This is a genomic window from Microbulbifer sp. MI-G (assembly GCF_030440425.1).
GTDB lineage: Bacteria > Pseudomonadota > Gammaproteobacteria > Pseudomonadales > Cellvibrionaceae > Microbulbifer > Microbulbifer spongiae.
In genome coordinates this window covers 2,877,701-2,896,730 of record NZ_CP098023.1, presented here as the reverse complement: position 1 = coordinate 2,896,730, position 19,030 = coordinate 2,877,701, and the positions used below count along the sequence as shown (strand labels likewise).

Genomic DNA, 19,030 nt, shown 5'->3' with positions numbered 1-19,030 from the left:
AATCTATTGAAGCTAATGTTGCTATTTTGGGGAGGAAATATCCCTGTGTGATGAAGACGATAGGTAATCACCCCGAAAACCCACCGGAACCAAAAGTAGAATTTTCCCGTAAAATACACACAGGAGATTCTGCATGAAAAAATCGAAGTACAGCGACAGCCAGATTCTGGCGATACTCAAGCAGGCCGAAAACGGCGTGCCAGTGCCTGAACTATGCCGAGAACACGGTATGAGCTCAGCGAGCTTCTATAAGTGGCGATCCAAGTACGGCGGCATGGATGCCTCAATGATGGCCCGCCTGAAGGAACTGGAGGATGAAAATCGACGCCTTAAGAAGATGTATGCCGAAGAGCGGTTGAAGGCTGAAATCGTTCAGGAAGCTCTGCAAAAAAGTGGTAAAGCCATCTCGGCGAAAGGAGATGGCGCGGCAAGCCGTAGCCACACGGTACATCAGTATTCGAATTGCCTGTGCTGCTTTCGGTGTCAGTGAAAGTTGCTATCGTTATCAGCCTGTTCTCAGCGATGAAAACGAGGAGATTGCCGATTGGCTTATCCGGTTAACAAATGAGCAGAGAGACTGGGGCTTTGGCCAGTGCTTTCATTACCTACGCAACGTGGAGGACGCTCAGTGGAACCACAATCGCGTTTACCGGATCTACTGTGAGCTGGCGTTAAATATGCGAATAAAGCCAAAACGTCGCCTCAAGCGCCAGGCACCAGAACCTCTGAAAGCACCAACAAAAGCGAACCAAGTATGGTCAATGGACTTTATGCATGACCAGCTAAGCGATGGCCGGAACTTCAGGCTGTTCAATGTCATTGATGATTACAGGCGTGAAGGACTGGCAATCGAGGCCGGTTTTTCACTGCCAACGATACGTGTGACTCGCGCTCTCAACCAGCTACTTGAATGGCGGGGCAAGCCCAGCACTATCCGCTGTGATAATGGCCCTGAGTTCATCAGCCATGAGTTTGTAGCATGGGCGAAAAAGCGGCGAATACGGATCGAGTACATCCAGCCAGGCAAACCACAACAAAATGCTTATATCGAGCGAGCCAACAGAACCATTCGGTATAGTTGGCTCAGCAAGCACCTCTTCGACAGCCTTGAAGAGGTTCAGGATTATGCAACTGAATGGTTATGGTTTTACAATCACCGCCGGCCACACAAAGCAAATGGCGGTAAACCACCGTTGATGGTGGCTTAACCTCTACTTTTGGTTGCGGGTAAGAATGGGGGGATTACCGATAGTGTTCTACGGGTATGCTTTCTTCTGGTCCCATTATTTATCGTCATTAGACTGGTAAAGTGGTTTGATATCGGGAGTTTAGGCTGAGGAGGGCTGGAGATCTCCTCCTTAAACTGGTTATAGCTTTGCAAATACTACTGTATCAAAGACATGTATAACGGTTTATGATAATCTTCAATACTTTCGCAACTCTGAGCTAATGCATCATTAATACGTGGAGAAATTTCTTTACCCGTTGCAAAAGCGGTTAACACCATTGAATTACTTCGATCAGAAATCGCACACCACCACTTATTTCCTGTAGAGTCAAGCCGAAATGCCAAATTCTCACACTTTGAGGGCCATTCCAGTACTTGAGTAACCTTTCCCGGACAAACATTAGCAACAGCATTAGCATTTGAAGTCAAAACAATGCCACCCAAGAGCCAAGTTAGTCTTTTCATTTTGCATCCTTTTTTAAACTAATAACCGTCATTCCCACTGCGGATAATTGACGCTGAAAGCGACCATACCTGAAGTCAAGGGGTGATAAAAGAAAAGAGGGGGATACGCTACTTTTTCTAACAGTACACTAAAAGCCAAAAACCGTAATTGATCAACTGCATCTGAGATCTGCGATGCGAATGGTTTGCCTGATTCGGCCACTATTGAAGTAGGTAGAACAACAAGCGGTGAACTTGGTAACCCAAATATAGGCAGTGCTATTAGTGGATCAAGTCTTAAGTATACAGCAAAATGTGGCGATGCAAGAGAGCACGAGGAAAAGAAGAACCCAAAGAAAAACCTACTGAACAGCCAGGAGGGGGCGGTGGTGGTAGCACTTCATTCATTGGCGGTATGACCGATCCCTTCGGAGATTTTACGCAGCCTGGTAGTGGTGGTTCAGGGTTTACAACTATTTCCCTTTCTAAAGACCATCCATGATAGTAAACTAAGTCAGCGTCGGCAATTTTGCCGACGCGTTACATATGGGTAATTTTAAAAATATGAAAAATGAATTTATTATCTTTATGTTTTTATATGCATTTACTTTCTCTATAAATGTAAAAGGGGAGGCGCGTGATGAATATTCTTACAAATTACCCAAGCTGAGTTACAAGACAAATATAGTAGATCTAATAGTTTCCAAACATGCAAAATTTGATTGTGATGGTCGAGAAGATAAAATTAATGAAGATGCGTTATGGGGTGGAATCGGCCAATGCTTGAAGGAAAAGAAATGGAAGCTATACATCAATAGAGATAATCTTAAGGAGGTGCTTGGGGAAAATAATTATTTCAATATTGAATTTGCTATAGACCATGAAGCATACCACGTTTTTGCTCAGTACAGTCGAGAGTATTATGCGCTCACGGATTTTGAGAGAAATCCAGGCAATATTATTTACAATTACAATCAAAGTTTTGTCGATGATAGCTTAGTGGTATCAATATCAAACCTCATATCTACCCTGCAAGATTCTGATGCCTCGCATCATTTAGTGTGTCTAATGACTGAGCAATGGTTGGAGCAGTTGTCTGGAGCTATGAACGGGATCAAATTGTATACGAAAAATGCATTGATTTTGGAATTTCCTGCTGAACTATATAGTTACCTTAAATTGTTAGAGAGGGAAAAAGGCAGTGTTGATTTCTCTACATATAAGCGTGAAAGACTGAAGTACTCTTTAAATAATAGCGTTCATGACGATTATGCGAATTACTTATACTTACTTGGTCCAGCATTACATAAACACTCTCCGGAGCTGTTCACAAAGAAAATGCTAACATCTAATCCATCATATTTATATAAGAAGGTTTTTTCAAAATTTGGTTGCGATATTAGGGCCTGTTCACACTAATTAAAGTATCGACAATAAGCGCAAAGTGAATAAAAATGTAAAAACGACATCCAGTTTGTCAAAACGAGAGAAAATCCTTCTGAAGCCCTTCAGACGTCGAAACAACCTCTCCACTTCATTTCGCTTTTTGTATGCCTCTACGTCGTATTTCCAGGTGCTTAATCGGTTTCTCTTCGGTGGTTTCCGGGGCCGGTGGGCGGTAGCCCAAGGCACTGTGTGGCCGCTTGGTGTTGTAGTGCTTCCTCCACCCCTCAATAATAATTTCCGCCTCTTGTAACGTTAAGCCACCTTTGCACCAACAGATGTGATCCAGTCCCTGACCGCCTGTGCAATAAACTCCGGACCATTGTCTGACCGGATGTAGGCGGGAACACCGCGTAAAATGAACAGAACTGTTAATACATTAATCACTTCCGTTGAGTTCAGCTTTCGTTTCACCCGGATTGCCAGGCATTCTCGGGAGTACTCGTCCAGGATGTTCAGCATTCGGAATGCTTTCCCATCGCTAGTCCGATGGTGAACAAAGTCATACGATCAGACATGGTTCGGATACTCCGGACGCAGTCGAACATACGACCCGTCATTTAGCCAGAGCCGTCCCCTCTTTGGTTGTTTCATTGGAACCTTCAGCCCCTCACGCCACCACAGTCGTTCCACGCGCTTGTTGTTCACTTGCCAGTCCGCATCTCTCAGTAAAGCTGCAATCCGGCGATAGCCGTATCGACCGTACTGTCGCGCAAGCTCGACCATGTCAGCAACCAGACGGTTTTTGTCGGAACGGCCAACAGGCAGGCGCCTTTGCGTGGATCGATGCTGGCCCAAAACACGGCACGCCCGACGCCCAGAAATGTGAAATCGACTTCTTAGGTGGTCAATACAAGCACTGCGACGTGAAGGGCTCAGAAGTTTCCCTTGGCAGCCTCTGACAGAACCAACTTGTCCAGCGTGAGATCCGATACTGCTCGGCGCAACCGCTCATTCTCCTTTTGTAGTCGTTTGAGTTCCTTCAGTTGGTCGGTTCCCATCCCGCCATACTGCTTACGCCAGCGATAGAACGTCTGCTCAGTTATTTGCATCTGGCGTATCGCATCCAAACGCGACATTCCCTGACCGCAGAGCACCTCAATCTGCCGCAGCTTCGTGACAATTTCTTCCGGCTTATGATGTTTGATTCCCATGTTTAGTCCTCCGTCTCCTAATTATACGGGTGGACCACTTCAAGGGGGGAGGACCACTCTCAACGCTGCCAAAGACGTATATTGGCAGTTTTTCAACTGATTAAGACTAAGGGTGGCTTCCCCATTGAGCACAGCTTGTTTCAACTACTGGCAGCCCAGCCCGGAATTATCAAATACCAGATTATAATCGACAATATCAACTATCAAATTTCCATTGACATCCAGTGACGCTGGAGCGGGCGGGACCGGGTTACCCAGATGGGGTAACATTTCTATCAGGTCGTTCTGATCAACGCAACCATCGCCATTAACGTCAAAAGGAGAAGAGGAAACTCTAAAGTTTGCGACTTCTTCAGCGCGCAGATTCATCACTTTAGCATTAAACTCAACATCAATTGTCCCTGTGGCTTGATTGTTAATAAAGACATCAGGGTTGGACCACTGTTGAATGCGTTGCCCGCCAGTTCCGGGTGGACATCCATAAGCCATTACGGTGCGCCACGTATTTGCAGTGACATTACAATAACCATGCCCAAATGGAAAAGGAGTTACATTGGGGTCTTGTGAGATAATGTGCCTCGCACCAAATAAGTGCCCAATTTCATGGGCAAAAGTATAATATCCTGTAGCACAGCTTTCCCTACCTAAAGCTAATGCCTGGTCTTCTGTAGCACCTATGGCCCTGGCAATGCCACAGAAGCTATAATTATTCCCAGTAAGAACTATCATGATATCTGCATTATAAGTGTTCCTTAAATTATATAATTCCTGTGTTTGCGGATTTCCTGTGTTTGAAAAGTAGTCTCTATCGGTATAAAAATTCCCTGTATCGTTATAATTTGTCTGATAGTAATGAACGATTTTTACGCTGGTGTTGACATCGCTGTTTTCATACGACGTATTTGTTTCAAGTTCAAGCAAGTCCATATAGGCATCTACGTCACCTGCAGCGGACGAAAATTGAGGGGTGTAGGCAACAATAACTGTGAATTCTGATCCGGAATCATTTTTTCCCAATAAATCATCATTACTCAAGAAATTATGTTCAAACTCTTCATAATAAGAATCATCATGATCAACTAATGTTTCTCTCGGTACTTCCACCAATAGGGTATCACCATTTGTATTTGGCCTGAGTTTGTATAATTTACCTTGATGGTGGAGCGAGCCGACAACACGGCCATTTTTTTCTGCAACATAGAGGGCATCATTGTCCGGTCCGGATGCGGAAAAAGAAAACCTGTCCGCACTTTTTTTTCTGGTCGTTTTAACATTAAAGATAAATTTCTTATCTCCTGCTCGAAAAGAAATTCTGGATCCTTTGGGAATTCCTGTAATATCTTTGTTGTATTTCCCCAGGTTAATTATTTCTTTTCTGTTGTCTTTAAGTGACTGTGTGTCATGGTTTTTATTGGCATGTTGAACAAATAAGCCATAAATAGATTCGGCATATGCATTATTTGTGAGTAGCAGCATAATCAGCAGGGTTTTAACTATTGTTGCAGGGTTCATGTGAGTTCCTTAATTATAAATTATATGATAAATTTCAACAGCAGTTTTTCAAGCAATCTTGCTTTTATTTGTAAGGCGGTTGTTGTTAACGATTACTGCTAATTCTCAACCTCAGCAAATTGTATTGCTGGGCGCCCTAAACACTTGAACTTGTGTCTATTAATGCCAAATATTACTTTTCTCTATGGTGGATTGAGTAGAGAAGTCTGGATGTATTTTTCATTGCTCACGAGAATTTCCAGATTGTTATATCCTATGTGAGCTCAGGGAAGCCCTTAATGTTGAAAAATATTGGCTTTAATAAACAAGCCATTTTTTGGCGCGTTATTTTCTATGTAATTCATTATCCATTTTGGGTGGCTCATTTCCTCTATAGTGGTGTAGAGAGATGGTTGAGAGTGCGGGAAGTGTAAATATTCAGGTCATTATTTTTCTCCTTAATGGCTGCGACTTTTTTCTGAGAAAAGCTATCTATATCGTACTTTATGTTGAGAAAAATTATAAAGACGTGGAATGATGGTAAAGATTACTGTTATTTCCTTTTGAATGAAAGAAGCTTGATGTTTTTGAATAGTTCATTATGACTGTTATTTGTATAATTGCTCTTTGACGTTTAAGCTTGCATTAGTCTCGAGAATATCTTTTCTCACTATATAATATACAAATTTTTCCTTTTCTGAGCTAATTTACTCTCTAGGGCCTGTTAACACTAATTAAAGTATCGACAATAAGCGCAAAGTGAATAAAAAATGTGAAAACGACATCCAGTTTGTCAAAACGAGAGAAAATTCTTCTGAAGCCCTTCAGGCGTCGAAACAGCCTCTCCACTTCATTTCGTTTTTTGTACGCCTCTACGTCGTATTTCCAGGTGCTCATTCGGTTACTCTTCGGTGGCACGACAGGTTCCATGCCCAGATCGAATACCAACTGCCGAGCTTCATTACCCTCGTAGGCCTTGTCCATGATCACTTTGGCACCATCCCAACCGCAGTTCTCAAGGCTTTTCAGCAGCTTTCGGCCCTCCGGAGCGTCTCCAGCCTGTCCCGGTGACAGCGAAAATACTACGGCGCGGTTGTGGCCGGCTGCAATCATATGAATCTTGGTGGTCCATCCTGCTCGTGATTTGCCGATAGATTGAGGACCGTTTTTTTTAACGCGCCAGTGCCGTCTGGATGAACTTTAACAGCTGTAGAATCAAGAGAGATATGATCGATCTGGATATTGATCACATTATTTTCCTGGAGGGCCAGAAAGACCCTATCCAGTACACTTTGCTTGGCCCAACGATTCGCCCGCATGTAGACGCTGTGCCAACGGCCGAATTTCTTGGGCAGACCTCGCCATTTGCAACCATGCTCGGCTATGTAAAGAATGGCGTTCAGCACTTGTAAGTTGGATATTTTCACGTTGCCGCGCTGGAGGGGCAAAAAATCTTCGATAATTTTGTATTGTTGTGTTGTAATTTCCATGAAGGGATTATACAGGATTTAGTGTGAACAGGCCCTAATAAGTTAATCACTCCAACCAATCATTAAAAGATAATGATGAAACCTACCTGAGTACTTCATCAATTTCCATAATTGAGAAAAATCTATTATTTTTTGAAAAATTGGTGCAAAAAAATAAAGGACAATTCACCAGTTTGGTTTAGCAGATTATTTTAGAGGCGGGTTTTCAGGCGTCAGTCGGCAGTGTCGGCGACTCCTACGACAACGCACTGGCAGAAACCATCAACGGTTTATTCAAGGCGGAGGTCATCCACAGGGCAGGTCCCTGGAAAGGGCTGGATGAGGTTGAACATGCAACCTTGACCTGGGTCGACTGGTTAAACCATCGCCGCATTCTTGGGCCAATTGGCGATATGCCTCCAGCTGAATACGAAAACCTGTATTATCAACAAACCGAGTCTGCCCAAGCGGCATGACTCAAATCAAATTGCCTCCGACAAACTCGGGGTGATTCAATCTCCATATTTTTCCTGAAAACTGATCTACTTTCCACAACAGTACCATTTCCTACCGTTCCGCTAAGCCAGCTCTCCATTCTTCAGGGCAATCTCGGGTTACTTCAGTAACCTTCTGTTCTTTTTTAATTTTTTTCTTGTCTATTTTTCCTTCGGACTGTGAAAGTCCTGCAATCATGAGCCTTGGCGCTCTGTACAACACGGTTAATCACAGAGATATCCACAGATTCTGTGAGTGGTATCGGCCGGGATCTATTGGCAATAGATGCCGGTCTCGAAAAATGGGGTGGGCCACCTGTGGCCTTGAAAAGTCGTAAGAAGCGGAGAAGCTTGAGCAACGGCGGTCGCTGAGGCGGCCTTGAGCAGTTATCTTGAAGACGTCAGAGCTGCCCGCGAAAACTGATCAGCGCAGCGGTTACCGCCACGTTCATACTCTCTACCCCATTTTTCATCGGTATGTGCAACAGCCGGTTACACTGCCTTGCCACGGCGTCGCAAACGCCGTGGGTTTCGTTGCCCAGCACAAAAATCCTGGGGGCTTTGCCGGTGATCTCTGTCAGTGTAACTGACCCATGGGAGGAGAGGCCAAGGATCTGGGTACCAGTTTTGCGGAAATTTCCCAGAGCATCCGCCAGGGTGTCGCAACGGAGGATACGGGTTTTGAACAGGGTACCGGTGCTGGCCTTGATCACCAGTGGATCTATCTGCGCACACCCCTTGCGCGGCAGAATAATACCGTCCATACCGCCGGCACAGGCGGAGCGGATAATCATACCCAGATTTTGCGGGTTGGTAATGCCATCCAGTGCCAGTAGTTCAAAGGGGGTTTTTTTAGCGATGGAGCTTTGCTGGCGAATAAAGGCGTCGCAGGTGCTGTATTGGGGCAGAGCCAGGTCCAAAGCCACTCCCTGATCCTGGCGGGCGTTCTTGGAGATACGGGATAAGCTCTTGCGGTTCCAGTGAAGAATTTCGATATGGCGCGCCTCTGCCAGTGCCTCTATACGCTTGATCACTTGGTCGCGTTGGTTGCTGCTGGCCAAGTGCAGTCTGTGCGCTGGAAGAGAGGGGTTCTGCAGGGCTTCCAGTACAGGCTTGCGTCCGTAAATGGTCAGTAGGCTGTTGTAAAAAGCCTTTTTTTCCAGATATCCAGAGGTGTCTTTCACCGTGGTGGTTCACTCAGCAGTTCGATCAATCGGGTCGCACTTTTCTCCGACAGCGGTCCGCGCTGTGCCAAGGCTACGCAGGCGAGACCCAGATGTCGATAACAACGCGCCATTTGAGGGTCTACAGAGATCAGGTTTTCCACTTGATTGCTCACGGTGTCCAGATCACCCCGGGCAATGGGGCCGGTGAGGGATTTTTCCGGCCCCAGTGTCATATTGTTTCGAGCGGTTTGCAGTACTATCGGTGCTAGCAGTTTGAGTGCGCTGCCGCGCTCAATGCCGGCTGCGGCAAAGCTGCGCAGACTCAGGTCGACCAGTGTAGTGAGGTAATTGCAGGCAAACACTGAGCCCGCGTGATAGAGGGACTTATGCCGGGCTTCTATGGTGATAATTTCACAGCCGATCGCGTTAAAGGCGCCCCCCAACGCACGGGTTGCAGGGCCGTCTCCCTCCAGAGCCACGCTGCTGCCAGGGAGACTGTCCAGAGAGCGCAAAGGGTCGGCAAAGCTGTGCACCGGGTGGGCACTGGCGATAGAGGCGGGGCGCAGTATGTCCAGTGCCTCGGAGCTGAGGGCGCCGCTGCAGTGAAAAAACACAGTTCCTTCACGGTTGTCCGGCCTCTTGGAGAGGCGTTTGGCAAGGGCGCTGATTTCGCTGTCTTGACAGGCGATCAGCCAGTAATCGGCCACAGGCATGGACTGGAGAGTGGGGCAGGCCTGTCCTGCGCCAATAAATTCCCGTGCGGCCTGGCCACTGCGCAGGGTGCGATTGTGGATGGATTGGATCCGAAACAATCCGCTTTGATGCCATAGGCGACCGAGCGTCTTTCCCAGTTGGCCCGCGCCGATAATATTGAGGGTCTGCATCAGTTGCCGGCAAGACAGTCTAGGTAAGCTTTAACCGCGTTCTCCAACCCCATGCCAATGGCATCCACGACCAGGGCATGACCGATGGAGACCTCCTGCAGCCCGGGCAGGGTGCGGTAACGGGGTAGGTTGACCAAGTTCAGGTCGTGGCCCGCGTTGACGCCCAAACCCAGTTGGAGGGCGTGTTCAGCAGCGGCGCAATGTGCTGCAAAGATATCATTCAGTGCCCTGTGCTGGCCGGAGGCGGCTTGGGCATAGGGACCGGTGTAAAGTTCAATGCGATCCGCACCCACATCCCTGGCCAGACTGATCTGCTCCAGGTCCGGGTCCATAAACAGGCTGACCCGGATGCCGGCGCTTTTTAATTCAGCAATCAGAGGCAACAAACGCGCGCTGTCGAGTTTGAGATTGAAGCCATGGTCAGAAGTCAGCTGGTCGCTGCTGTCTGGAACCAGGGTGCACTGATCCGGTAGGGTTTCCAACACCAGCGCCATCAAGCCGGGATAGCCGCCTGAGGGTTTGGCAAAGGGATTGCCCTCTACATTGAACTCTGTATCTTGTCGCTCCCGGCAGAGGGCAGCCAGGTTGCGTACGTCACCGGGACGGATATGGCGTTGATCCGGGCGCGGGTGCACGGTCAGGCCCTGGGCGCCGGCATCCAGGCAAACCCGGCCGTGGGTGATCACGTCGGGGAAGTTGCCTTCGCGGGCATTGCGGATCAGAGCAATTTTGTTGAGATTGGCACTGAGCGCTATCAAGGCCTGCTCTCCTCAGCTTTTGTTGGCAGTGACACCGTCGCCGGCGTTGACGCGCTTGGCATCGAGGATACGTACGGGCGTATTCGGTGCGCTGGGATACTGGCGATGCAGGCCACGAGGCTGTTGCACGATTTTTTCTACAACATCCATGCCTTCCACGACTTTGCCAAAAACGGCATAGCCGGGCTTGTTCTCGCCGGCGTCAAGGCGGGTGTTGTCCACTAGGTTGATAAAAAACTGAGAGGTAGCGCTGTCCGGGTCATTCGTCCTGGCCATAGACAGGGTGCCGCGCAGGTTCTGCAGGCCATTGGCGGACTCATTGACGATGGCATTGCGGGTTTCCTTCTTTTGAAAATCGAAGGTAAAGCCACCAGCCTGGATCACGAACCCCGGCACCACCCGGTGGAAGATAACCCCATTGTAAAAACCGCTGTCCGCGTAGGCGAGGAAGTTCTCCACGGTAACGGGCGCTTCGCTGGAGAAGAGCTCAACGCGGATCACGCCCAAATCGGTTTTAATTGCCACCTGAGGATTATTCGCCAGGGCGGGCACTGTGAGCAGTGTACAGAGAAAAAAAATAGAGAGTTTACGCATCATCCTTGTCCTTATTGGTTTGCCCAGCCTGTGCTACAACAGCGCAGCAGATGCGGGTGAATTGTGGGAGCAGCCGCAATTGCTGTCCCCGGCGGCCTATGGTATGCGATTTTTGAGCCACAGGGGGAGATCAGTTTGCCCACTCGGTGTGGCGCTTACGGGGGCGCATATGGGGTGCGATCATCGCGAGCAGGGCTCCCAGTACCACAGACAGGGCACCGTATAGATACCACTTGTGGGATTCGCTGCCGGAGAGGCGTTGGATCTCGGCTTCTACCATGGTCTTTTCCTGCTTGAGCAGCTCGTATTGGTGTAACAGTTTCTGATGGCGCTCATTGAGATCCAGGGCATCGGCAGATAGGGCTTTCAACGCTTTTAGCTCCGTAGCCAGTGTTTGGTTCTGTTCTCGGACAGTGCTCAGGGAGGTGCTGAGGAGACCGTTTTCCTCCTCCAGGCGTTGAACTTCTCCACCCAGGTTGCCTTCCAGTTGTTCGAAGCGGGCCAGACTGTTCTCGGCCTGTGCCAGTTTAAGCTTTGCCACGGGTTCCGAGATCAGGTATTGGCGCCTCACCCAGCCCTCCGTGCCCTTGGGGGTGCGAATACGTGCCCAACCTTCTGTTGGGATATCTTCGAGGAGTTCGAGTTGGGTACCACTGGGCAGGCCGCGGTGCAGGATGCGAAACTCGTTGCCCTTGCCGGAACGCACAGGTACATGTAGAAGGTCGGTAATATAGCGGGTCTCTGCGCTCAGGGTCGCCGGGGCCGCAAAAAGCAGTGACGTAGTGAGTAGATAGGGCAGTATATTCTTCATTATTGGCCAAGCTTTTGCTTTGTAGAGTGTTGTTGATCAGGGGGATACGAGCTTGAACGGCTTGACGGTCACCGAAGCATAGACACCGGCTTCACGATAGGGATCATCGCCGGCCCAGGCCTCGGCATCCTTCAGAGACGGGAACTCAGCGATTACCAGACTGCCACTGAATCCTGCTGCGCCAGGTTCCTCGCTATCCACAGCCGGGTGCGGTCCCGCGGCCAGCAAGCGGCCCTCGTTTTTCAAGCGCTCAAGTCTCGCCAGGTGACCGGCTCGCGCTTTTTTGCGCAGGGGGAGGCTATCGCTCACATCCTCACTGATGATGGCGTACCACATGGTTATTTATGCTCTCGTCAGTTGATAATAAAAATACCATCACGGTTTATCGGGCGATCATCACCTCTTCCAGTTTCAGCCCGGTCAGCTTGCCGATGCGGTAAAACAGAAAAAAAAGCACCAACATCAGAATAATGGTTGCCGGCAGGGCGATTACCGGGTAGCTGAGCGCGGTCATTTTGCCCAGCTCTTCGTTAAAGGCCTCGGTGCCGGGAGGGCTCTGCAGAATGACTTTGGCGAGCAGGTAGTTGAGGGCGGAGGATAGGAAAAAGGAGCCTGCAATCATCCAGGAAGCCTGTTGCAATGCGCGCTCGAATGCCCTCTGGTTGCCGTTGTTTACCAAACTCTGGGCAATTTTTGCCGTATCCAGGATCTGGTCGTTGTACAGCAGGGTTTTAACCAGTGGCCAACGGGTATAGAGGGAGATGACAGTGGCTAGACCCAGCAGACCGGGAATAGCGGCTTCCTTGATGGCGATATATTGCGGGTCCAGTTCCAGCAGGCTGATACCGCCGGTCAGCAGGATACTGATAATGCCCAGCGCCGAGAAAAAATTGATTTTGCCCGAGCGAATCAGGTCCCGCAATCCATAGCCCAATGGAAAGGCCAGTGCAACAACCAGAGCCCACTTGGTTCCCAGCCAGTCATCGCCGGACAGTTTGGTGAGCACCAGGGTGGGGATTACAATATTCAGGAGCAGGTTACCCAACAGGCCCCCTTTCTTTTCGGGCGCTGGCCGGGGTGCTGGGGTGGTCGAATTCGTTTCGGTCATACTTAAATTCCGGTGATAATGCCCGCTGGAAGCCTACTGGTAAGTCATGCCAGGATGACCTGCCTATACAAATACTTCCCCACTGGCAATGCAGCTGCCAGACGCCGGGCCATTGGTGTCACTGCTGGTTGACTCCGGGTCCGGGCCTTATCCCTGGTAGTGCCGGGTGCGGGTGAGACATTCGCGTCGGCTAATTGTTCCAAAATAACGTATTTTGCGCCATTATGCCGCGCAAAACCCAGTGAGAGCCCAGTTATTGAGAGCCCTTTTAGCAGACCTGAAAACAGATCTGGTCGATCTGCACAGTCACAGTACCGCTTCGGATGGTATTTTAAGTCCTGCGCAACTGGTGTCGAGAGCTAAGTCTCTGGGTGTGACATTAATGGCGCTTACCGACCACGATACGGTCGATGGTGTGGCACAGGCTCAGTGTGCCGGTGAACACGCGGGTATTACCGTGGTGGCAGGCATTGAATTTTCTACGCTCTGGGGACGGCGCCCCATTCATATCCTGGGGCTTAATATCCAACCGACTTCGGCGCTCTTGCAGCGAGCCATCGGGTTGCGCCAGACATTGCGCTGTGAGCGGGCCGAGCGGATCGCCAGGCAACTGCATCAATGCGGTTTTCACGGTGCCTTGGAGGGCGCTTGTGGCCTTGCCGGGCGAGCTGCTCCGGGTCGCCCGCACTTTGCCCGCTGGCTGGTGGAGGCGGGGCATGTGGTGGATTCTGCGCGCGCATTCAAACGCTATCTTGGCACAGGCAGGGTCGGTGATGTACAGGTCGAGTGGCCGCAACTGGCGGAGACCATCGACACCATCCATGCAGCGGGGGGCTGTGCTGTGCTGGCACACCCGCTTAAATACCGTCTGACCCGCACACAGTTGCAGCGCCTGATCAGCGATTTCTTACGCAGTGGTGGCGATGCGTTGGAGCTGCTTTGTGGCCGTCAGAATCCCGCGCAGACCAAGGAGCTGAGCGCCCTGATTACCGCGGGGGCTAGGGCGGTGCAGCTACCCGTGCCCCCTTCTTCGCTGGGCAGCGATTTTCACCAGCCCGGGCAGGCTTGGCGGGAGTTGGGCTGTGTGCATCTGCCGCAAGGCGTCGAGCCGGTGTGGAATCTGTGGCACACTCTGCACCGGGGCTTGCAGAGCCATCCACTGCCAGTTTGATCACTTGGCGGGCTCTGAGTCCCCTGGCGAGCGCGTGTAACCGCTGTGAACTTTTTCCATTCATTCGAGGCTCGGGGGCTTTTGTGGCGCAGTTTTTTCAAATTCATCCGGATAATCCCCAGGGGCGTCTGATCAGTCAGGCCGCTGACATTGTGACCCACGGAGGCGTTATCATTTTTCCCACGGACTCGGCTTATGCGATTGGGTGCCGTTTGGGTGAGAAACTGGCGGTGGAGCGGATTCGTGCACTGCGCCAACTGGACAAACAGCATAACTTTACCCTGATGTGCCGGGATCTCTCAGAGTTGGCCACTTACGCAAAGGTGGATAACCAGATGTTCCGGCTTTTAAAAAATCACACGCCGGGTCCCTACACATTTATTATGCCGGCGACAGCGGAAGTACCCAGGCGCCTTATACACCCCAAGCGCAAAACCATCGGCATCCGTGTTCCGGACAACCCGATTGCTCTCGCGTTGATCGAGGCGGTTGGCGAACCCCTGATGAGTTGCAGCCTGATTATGCCTGGCGACGAGCAACCGCTCACCGATCCTTACGATATCCGCGATATGCTCGAGCACCAGGTGGAGCTGGTCATAGACGGGGGTTTTTGCGGACTGGAGGCGACGTCCGTCATTGATCTTACCGGGGACGAACCCCAACTGATTCGCCATGGGTGTGGCGCCATTAGCGGGATACTGGGCTGAAAGGCGCTGTGCTGGTGTATAATTGCAAGTTTGCACTTTTAAAGGCGTGGCAGGGTGTCTAATAAAGCAAAAGCACTGGCAACCGATGGGGAAAAGCGGGATCCCACTGGTATTGTGGCGTGCGAAGCCGGGTCGCTTGCGCAGACCGATGCTGGTCTACAGGGCAGGCCGGTGGACGTGCCCCTGGCCCTGGTGCAGGGTGAAGCTTTTACCGACCTTCCGCCTGACCTCTTTATTCCGCCAGATGCGCTGGAAGTGATACTGGAGGCATTTGAAGGGCCTCTGGACCTGCTCCTTTATCTGATTCGGCGCCAGAATCTGGATATTCTCGAGATCAATGTCGCAGACATCACCCGCCAATATATGGCGTATGTGGAAATGATGACGGCAATCCGCTTCGAGCTGGCAGCGGACTATCTGGTGATGGCGGCGATGCTCGCGGAAATCAAATCGCGTATGCTTCTGCCGCGCCCCCCGCACGTAGAGGAGGAAGAGGGTGAAGATCCCCGTGCGGCACTGATCCGCCGCCTGCAGGAGTACGAGCGCTTCAAGACCGCAGCGGAGGAGCTGGACGAAATTGCGCGTATAGGCCGCGATGTTCACCGGGCCAGTGCCGAGAGCCCCGACCGCAATAGTACCCGTCCGGATCCGGAGGTGAACCTCAAGGAGGTACTGGTGTCGCTGGCGGATGTGCTGCGGCGTGCGGATATGTTTGAAAGCCACCAGGTGGAGCGGGAAAAGTTGTCTACCCGCGAGCGTATGACCCAGGTTCTGGAACGAATTCGTCACCGTCAGTTTGTGCCTTTTGTAAGTTTGTTCACTGTGAAAGAAGGACGTCTCGGGGTTGTAGTCACCTTTCTCGCGGTGATGGAACTGGTCAAGGAATCCCTGGTGGAACTGGTCCAGAACGAGGCCTTTGGCCCTATCCATGTACGTGCCGCCGGCCACGGTGAGGAAAATGTTGCGGATATTGAATGTACAGAAGAAAGCGAAACTGGCGGAATTGACTCTTTTGTTGAAAAGGAAGCGAATCCTGAGACCGGCCAACCGACAGTGACCGAGTTGACCGGGTCCCAGGAAAGAGTATCGCCGGGAATCATGGAAATTGTCCGTGAAGGGCCAGAGTTAGAAACGAAGAGATGACAATAGCACCGGAATTGTTACACAGAATCCTGGAGGGTGCCCTGCTGGCGGCAGAGCAGCCCCTGAGTGAGGAAAAGCTGCTGTCGCTGTTGCATAAGGAGGAGCAACCCTCCAAGGCGACCTTGAGAGACGCACTGGAAAATATAGCGCAAAGTTGTGCCGGACGCGGGTTTGAACTCAAGAGGGTAGCCAGTGGCTGGCGCTTTCAGGTGCCCGAAGACCTGGCACCCTGGGTGAATCGCCTGTGGGAGGAAAAAGCGCAAAAGTACTCCCGTGCAACCCTGGAAACCCTGGCGATCATCGCCTATCGCCAGCCGGTAACCCGCAGTGATATTGAAGAAATCCGCGGTGTTGCGGTGAGTTCCCAGATTGTCAAGAGCCTGTCAGAACGCGGTTGGATCAAGGTAGTTGGCCAGCGCGATGTGCCGGGAAAACCGTCTCTTTATGCGACTACCCGAGAATTTCTAGACTACTTCAATCTCTGTTCCCTGGATGAACTGCCGACACTGGCGGAAATTCGCGATATAGAAACTCTGACTCAACTGCTGAATCAGGACAGCCCGCCTGCTGGTGATGACGAGGGGGACAGTGCAGAGCCGGATAAGGCGGCCTGTGAAGGGCGGGGCAGGGCTGAGGAGAGAATTTCAGGCGGCCCGGAGGCATCCCCTGAAGAGGCCAGCAGTGAGGCCGAGGCTGATGAAGTCCTGATTGCAGCGCTGGCAGAGGAAATTGTTGCGGAGGCCGAGGTTGCAGTTCCTGCTCCCCCTCCCGTAACCCTGCCTGAGAATCGATTGGACACTGGTACAAAGACTGCGCAAGAACAGCGTATGGAGAGTTCCGGTGAGACGGAAACGTCTGCGGTGGCCCTTGAAATGGAGACCGGGGCTAACGGGGCTCCTGTTGTAACGCCACCAGAGGCAGTGCTTGTTGACACCACCGATGCTGTGCCAACAGAAGCAGCAGTATCTACTGTCCCGGAGGCAGGGGATGGAAGTGGCCAATGACCGCCCGGAAGATACACCGGGCAAAACAGTGTCTCTGGCTGCGCACGGTATTGGCACTGATGGCAGCCACAAAAATGGGACTGCTGCAGAAACTGGAGCTGAGGGGGTGCTGGTACCTGTGATGATTCTGAACAAGTGGCGCAAGTGGAAAATACCGCCCCATGAATGATGGTACCTCGCCTACCGGCGAAAAATTGCAAAAAGTATTAGCGCGCGGCGGCCTTGGATCGCGCCGTGAGATGGAGCGTGCGATCAATGCCGGTCGTGTGACGGTGAACGGTCAGGTGGCGGAACTTGGCGAGCGCGTAACCGGGCAGGATCGCATAGAATTTGATGGCCGGCGCCTGCCTTCGACAGAGGAAAATCGCTGCCGAGTTTTACTCTATAACAAGCCGGTTGGAGAGATTTGTTCCCGTCAGGATCCTGAGGGACGCCCCACAGTATACGACCGACTGCCGCACTTGAAGAGTGGCCGCTGGATCTCCGTTGGGCGGCTGGACTTTAATACCAGCGGCCTGTTGCTGTTTACCAATAGCGGTGAACTGGCCAACAAGCTGATGCATCCGTCCTCAGTCATCGACCGTGAATACCTGGTGCGTATCCAGGGGCATGTGGATAAAGAGATGAAACAGCGCCTGTTCAAGGGGGTACTGCTGGATGATGGCCCCGCGCGTTTTACCGATATTGTTGAGAGTGGTGGCGAGGGTAAAAATCGGTGGTTCTACTGCGTGGTGATGGAGGGGCGCAATCGCGAAGTGCGCCGCTTATGGGAATCCCAGGGAGTGCGCGTAAGCCGCCTCAAGCGGGTGCGCTATGGCAGTGTCTTTATTCCCTCCCATGTGCGTGTGGGCCAGTGGATTGAGATGGAGCCCCGGGAGATCGACGACCTCTGTGTGACCGCCGGATTGCCCAAGTTGGGTCAGCGTCCACTGACCCAGGGAGAGAGGCTGGACCTGGAACGCCAGCGTCGCAAGCTGCGCAAGTCACCGCTGCCGCCGGCGCGCAAAGGGAAATCCTAAGGCCGGGAAACTGCCAGCTTTCATCGTAAGGCGGGCTGTTATTAACCCGGCAGTGCAATTGATCCTCTATGGCCCGGTTGATGGCTGCAGTAAAAAACAACACTGCAACGGCACAGGGTGACTGGCTATTTTAAGGTCTGCCCTGGCCTGAGATCGATGGGGCAGCCCCTGATGTCCCATTATCTGCCCACGGGAAAAATTCACCGGATTTATTCGCCAGCCTGGACTGCTATTCATTTTCCGGTGTTTCTCCGGCCTCTTCCTGCTGCTGGTTCTGTATTGTGGAAGGCACAGCCTGGGGACCAGCTCCCATGGCGTCATCGACATCCGAGGGAATATCCGAGACCGAGTCGGATGTATCGCTGGCGGCCCCTGGTTCACTGCTGGTGGTTTCCAGCAGCGCTTTCAATTTTGCAAGCCCCTCTTCATAGGATTGACCCACCATCTTTTTCACCACCAGGCCCATCCAGCGCTCACTTGGGCCACCGCCAGTGTCGCTTCTAAAGCGCCAGGTCACCTGGGTGCCGCCGTTTTGCGGCTGTAGCTGGAATTCCGCCATGGCCTGGGAGCCATCGCCAAAGTTGAGCCTGGTGCGTACCAGGCTATCCGGATCGCTTACAGTAATGGTTTGCGTGCCGCTGCCCGCCTTGGAAGCCTCACCGTGCCAGCGCATTTCAGCTCCGATGCCCTGCTCAGGGCCACTGTACTGGTATTGTACTGAGGGATCGACATGCCGCCAGGGAGACCAGTTGTTGAATTTGCGGAAGTTGTTGACGAAGGGGAAAACGGCCTGGGGCGGTTTGTCGATATAAATACTGCGATCCAGCATCACTTCGCGGGGAAACAAATAACCGGCGAGCAGCAACAGTACCAGAAAAATCAGAATATAGAATATCCAGCGCATAGCGGGTCCCTTTTGTTATTTGCACATGCAATACGAAG

General features: G+C 51.3%; 18 protein-coding genes and 4 pseudogenes. 9 read left to right on the top strand and 13 right to left on the bottom strand.

Annotated features, from left to right (window positions below; genetic code table 11):
• The first annotated feature begins 133 nt into the window (after positions 1 to 133).
• Positions 134 to 1,208 (top strand): IS3 family transposase gene (locus tag M8T91_RS12155; protein WP_301414429.1). Its coding sequence is split into 2 segments (ribosomal slippage): positions 134 to 387 and positions 386 to 1,208, totalling 1,077 coding nucleotides; the frame shifts between segments, so codons are not numbered across the junction.
• Positions 1,209 to 1,384: 176 nt separating this feature from the next.
• On the opposite strand, the gene M8T91_RS12150 is transcribed toward M8T91_RS12155, so the two are convergent.
• Positions 1,385 to 1,693 carry a hypothetical protein gene (locus M8T91_RS12150; RefSeq protein WP_301414428.1) on the bottom strand — a complete coding sequence of 103 codons (309 nt, stop codon included), beginning with the start codon at positions 1,691 to 1,693 and terminating at the stop codon, positions 1,385 to 1,387.
• Positions 1,694 to 2,236: 543 nt separating this feature from the next.
• On the opposite strand from M8T91_RS12150, the gene M8T91_RS12145 reads away from it, so the two are divergent.
• Complete coding sequence (locus M8T91_RS12145) at positions 2,237 to 3,091, top strand: hypothetical protein (RefSeq protein ID WP_301414427.1); 855 nt, start codon at positions 2,237 to 2,239, stop codon at positions 3,089 to 3,091.
• Here the strand turns inward: M8T91_RS12145 and M8T91_RS12140 are convergent.
• From M8T91_RS12140 to M8T91_RS12125, 4 genes and pseudogenes are all read right to left on the bottom strand, one after another.
• Positions 3,072 to 3,280: pseudogene (locus tag M8T91_RS12140) on the bottom strand (IS5-like element ISCARN85 family transposase); the annotation flags it as partial. The gene M8T91_RS12145 and the pseudogene M8T91_RS12140 sit on opposite strands and share 20 nt — an antisense overlap.
• Positions 3,210 to 4,269: pseudogene (locus M8T91_RS12135) on the bottom strand (IS3 family transposase); the annotation flags it as partial. The pseudogenes M8T91_RS12140 and M8T91_RS12135, both read right to left, overlap by 71 nt.
• Before the next feature lie 144 nt (positions 4,270 to 4,413).
• Positions 4,414 to 5,781 (bottom strand): M12 family metallo-peptidase, encoded by a 1,368-nt coding sequence (locus M8T91_RS12130; RefSeq protein WP_301414426.1) that lies wholly within the window; start codon positions 5,779 to 5,781, stop codon positions 4,414 to 4,416.
• Between the two features lie 693 nt (positions 5,782 to 6,474).
• Positions 6,475 to 7,250 (bottom strand): IS5 family transposase gene (locus tag M8T91_RS12125; RefSeq protein ID WP_301414425.1). Its coding sequence is split into 2 segments (ribosomal slippage): positions 6,475 to 6,935 and positions 6,935 to 7,250, totalling 777 coding nucleotides; the frame shifts between segments, so codons are not numbered across the junction.
• A 188-nt stretch (positions 7,251 to 7,438) separates the two neighbouring features.
• Between M8T91_RS12125 and M8T91_RS12120 the strand changes: the two are divergent.
• Positions 7,439 to 7,705: pseudogene (locus M8T91_RS12120) on the top strand (integrase core domain-containing protein); the annotation flags it as partial.
• 419 nt (positions 7,706 to 8,124) lie between these two features.
• Here M8T91_RS12120 and M8T91_RS12115 read toward each other — a convergent pair.
• The 7 genes from M8T91_RS12115 to M8T91_RS12085 all read right to left on the bottom strand — a co-directional run bounded on the left by M8T91_RS12115 (position 8,125) and on the right by M8T91_RS12085 (position 13,044).
• Entirely contained in the window at positions 8,125 to 8,907 is a 783-nt protein-coding gene (locus M8T91_RS12115; protein WP_301414424.1) for a TrmH family RNA methyltransferase, read from the bottom strand.
• On the bottom strand, positions 8,904 to 9,773 hold the full coding sequence (locus M8T91_RS12110; RefSeq protein WP_301414423.1) for a Rossmann-like and DUF2520 domain-containing protein: 870 nt from the start codon (positions 9,771 to 9,773) through the stop codon (positions 8,904 to 8,906). The genes M8T91_RS12115 and M8T91_RS12110 overlap by 4 nt, the downstream gene beginning before the upstream one ends.
• The gene (locus M8T91_RS12105; protein WP_301414422.1) at positions 9,773 to 10,531 is read right to left on the bottom strand and encodes a pyridoxine 5'-phosphate synthase; all 759 of its coding nucleotides are present in this window, start codon (positions 10,529 to 10,531) and stop codon (positions 9,773 to 9,775) included. The genes M8T91_RS12110 and M8T91_RS12105 overlap by 1 nt, the downstream gene beginning before the upstream one ends.
• A 12-nt stretch (positions 10,532 to 10,543) precedes the next feature.
• Positions 10,544 to 11,128 (bottom strand): peptidylprolyl isomerase, encoded by a 585-nt coding sequence (locus tag M8T91_RS12100; RefSeq protein ID WP_301414421.1) that lies wholly within the window; start codon positions 11,126 to 11,128, stop codon positions 10,544 to 10,546.
• Positions 11,129 to 11,255: 127 nt separating this feature from the next.
• The gene (locus tag M8T91_RS12095; protein ID WP_301414420.1) at positions 11,256 to 11,936 is read right to left on the bottom strand and encodes a TIGR04211 family SH3 domain-containing protein; all 681 of its coding nucleotides are present in this window, start codon (positions 11,934 to 11,936) and stop codon (positions 11,256 to 11,258) included.
• Between the two features lie 36 nt (positions 11,937 to 11,972).
• Complete coding sequence (locus M8T91_RS12090; protein ID WP_301414419.1) at positions 11,973 to 12,272, bottom strand: YciI family protein; 300 nt, start codon at positions 12,270 to 12,272, stop codon at positions 11,973 to 11,975.
• A gap of 46 nt (positions 12,273 to 12,318) precedes the next feature.
• Positions 12,319 to 13,044, bottom strand: a complete 726-nt coding sequence (locus M8T91_RS12085) for a VC0807 family protein (RefSeq protein ID WP_301414418.1) — start codon at positions 13,042 to 13,044, stop codon at positions 12,319 to 12,321.
• 256 nt (positions 13,045 to 13,300) lie between these two features.
• Here M8T91_RS12085 and M8T91_RS12080 point away from each other — a divergent pair, with 256 nt between their 5' ends.
• The 6 genes and pseudogenes from M8T91_RS12080 to rluB all read left to right on the top strand — a co-directional run bounded on the left by M8T91_RS12080 (position 13,301) and on the right by rluB (position 18,088).
• Positions 13,301 to 14,215, top strand: a complete 915-nt coding sequence (locus M8T91_RS12080) for a PHP domain-containing protein (RefSeq protein ID WP_301414417.1) — start codon at positions 13,301 to 13,303, stop codon at positions 14,213 to 14,215.
• An 83-nt stretch (positions 14,216 to 14,298) separates the two neighbouring features.
• Complete coding sequence (locus M8T91_RS12075) at positions 14,299 to 14,922, top strand: L-threonylcarbamoyladenylate synthase (RefSeq protein ID WP_301414416.1); 624 nt, start codon at positions 14,299 to 14,301, stop codon at positions 14,920 to 14,922.
• Between the two features lie 114 nt (positions 14,923 to 15,036).
• A pseudogene (locus M8T91_RS12070) lies at positions 15,037 to 15,861 on the top strand (segregation and condensation protein A); the annotation flags it as partial.
• Between the two features lie 200 nt (positions 15,862 to 16,061).
• A complete protein-coding gene (scpB, locus tag M8T91_RS12065; protein ID WP_301414415.1) occupies positions 16,062 to 17,069 on the top strand; it encodes an SMC-Scp complex subunit ScpB in 1,008 nt (335 codons plus the stop codon).
• Positions 17,053 to 17,238, top strand: coding sequence for a hypothetical protein (locus M8T91_RS12060; protein ID WP_301414414.1), 186 nt, complete (start codon positions 17,053 to 17,055; stop codon positions 17,236 to 17,238). The genes scpB and M8T91_RS12060 overlap by 17 nt, the downstream gene beginning before the upstream one ends.
• The gene (rluB, locus tag M8T91_RS12055; RefSeq protein ID WP_301414413.1) at positions 17,231 to 18,088 is read left to right on the top strand and encodes a 23S rRNA pseudouridine(2605) synthase RluB; all 858 of its coding nucleotides are present in this window, start codon (positions 17,231 to 17,233) and stop codon (positions 18,086 to 18,088) included. The genes M8T91_RS12060 and rluB overlap by 8 nt, the downstream gene beginning before the upstream one ends.
• A 229-nt stretch (positions 18,089 to 18,317) precedes the next feature.
• Here the strand turns inward: rluB and M8T91_RS12050 are convergent, their stop codons facing one another.
• Positions 18,318 to 18,992, bottom strand: coding sequence for an SRPBCC family protein (locus M8T91_RS12050; protein ID WP_301414412.1), 675 nt, complete (start codon positions 18,990 to 18,992; stop codon positions 18,318 to 18,320).
• Positions 18,993 to 19,030 lie beyond the last annotated feature (38 nt).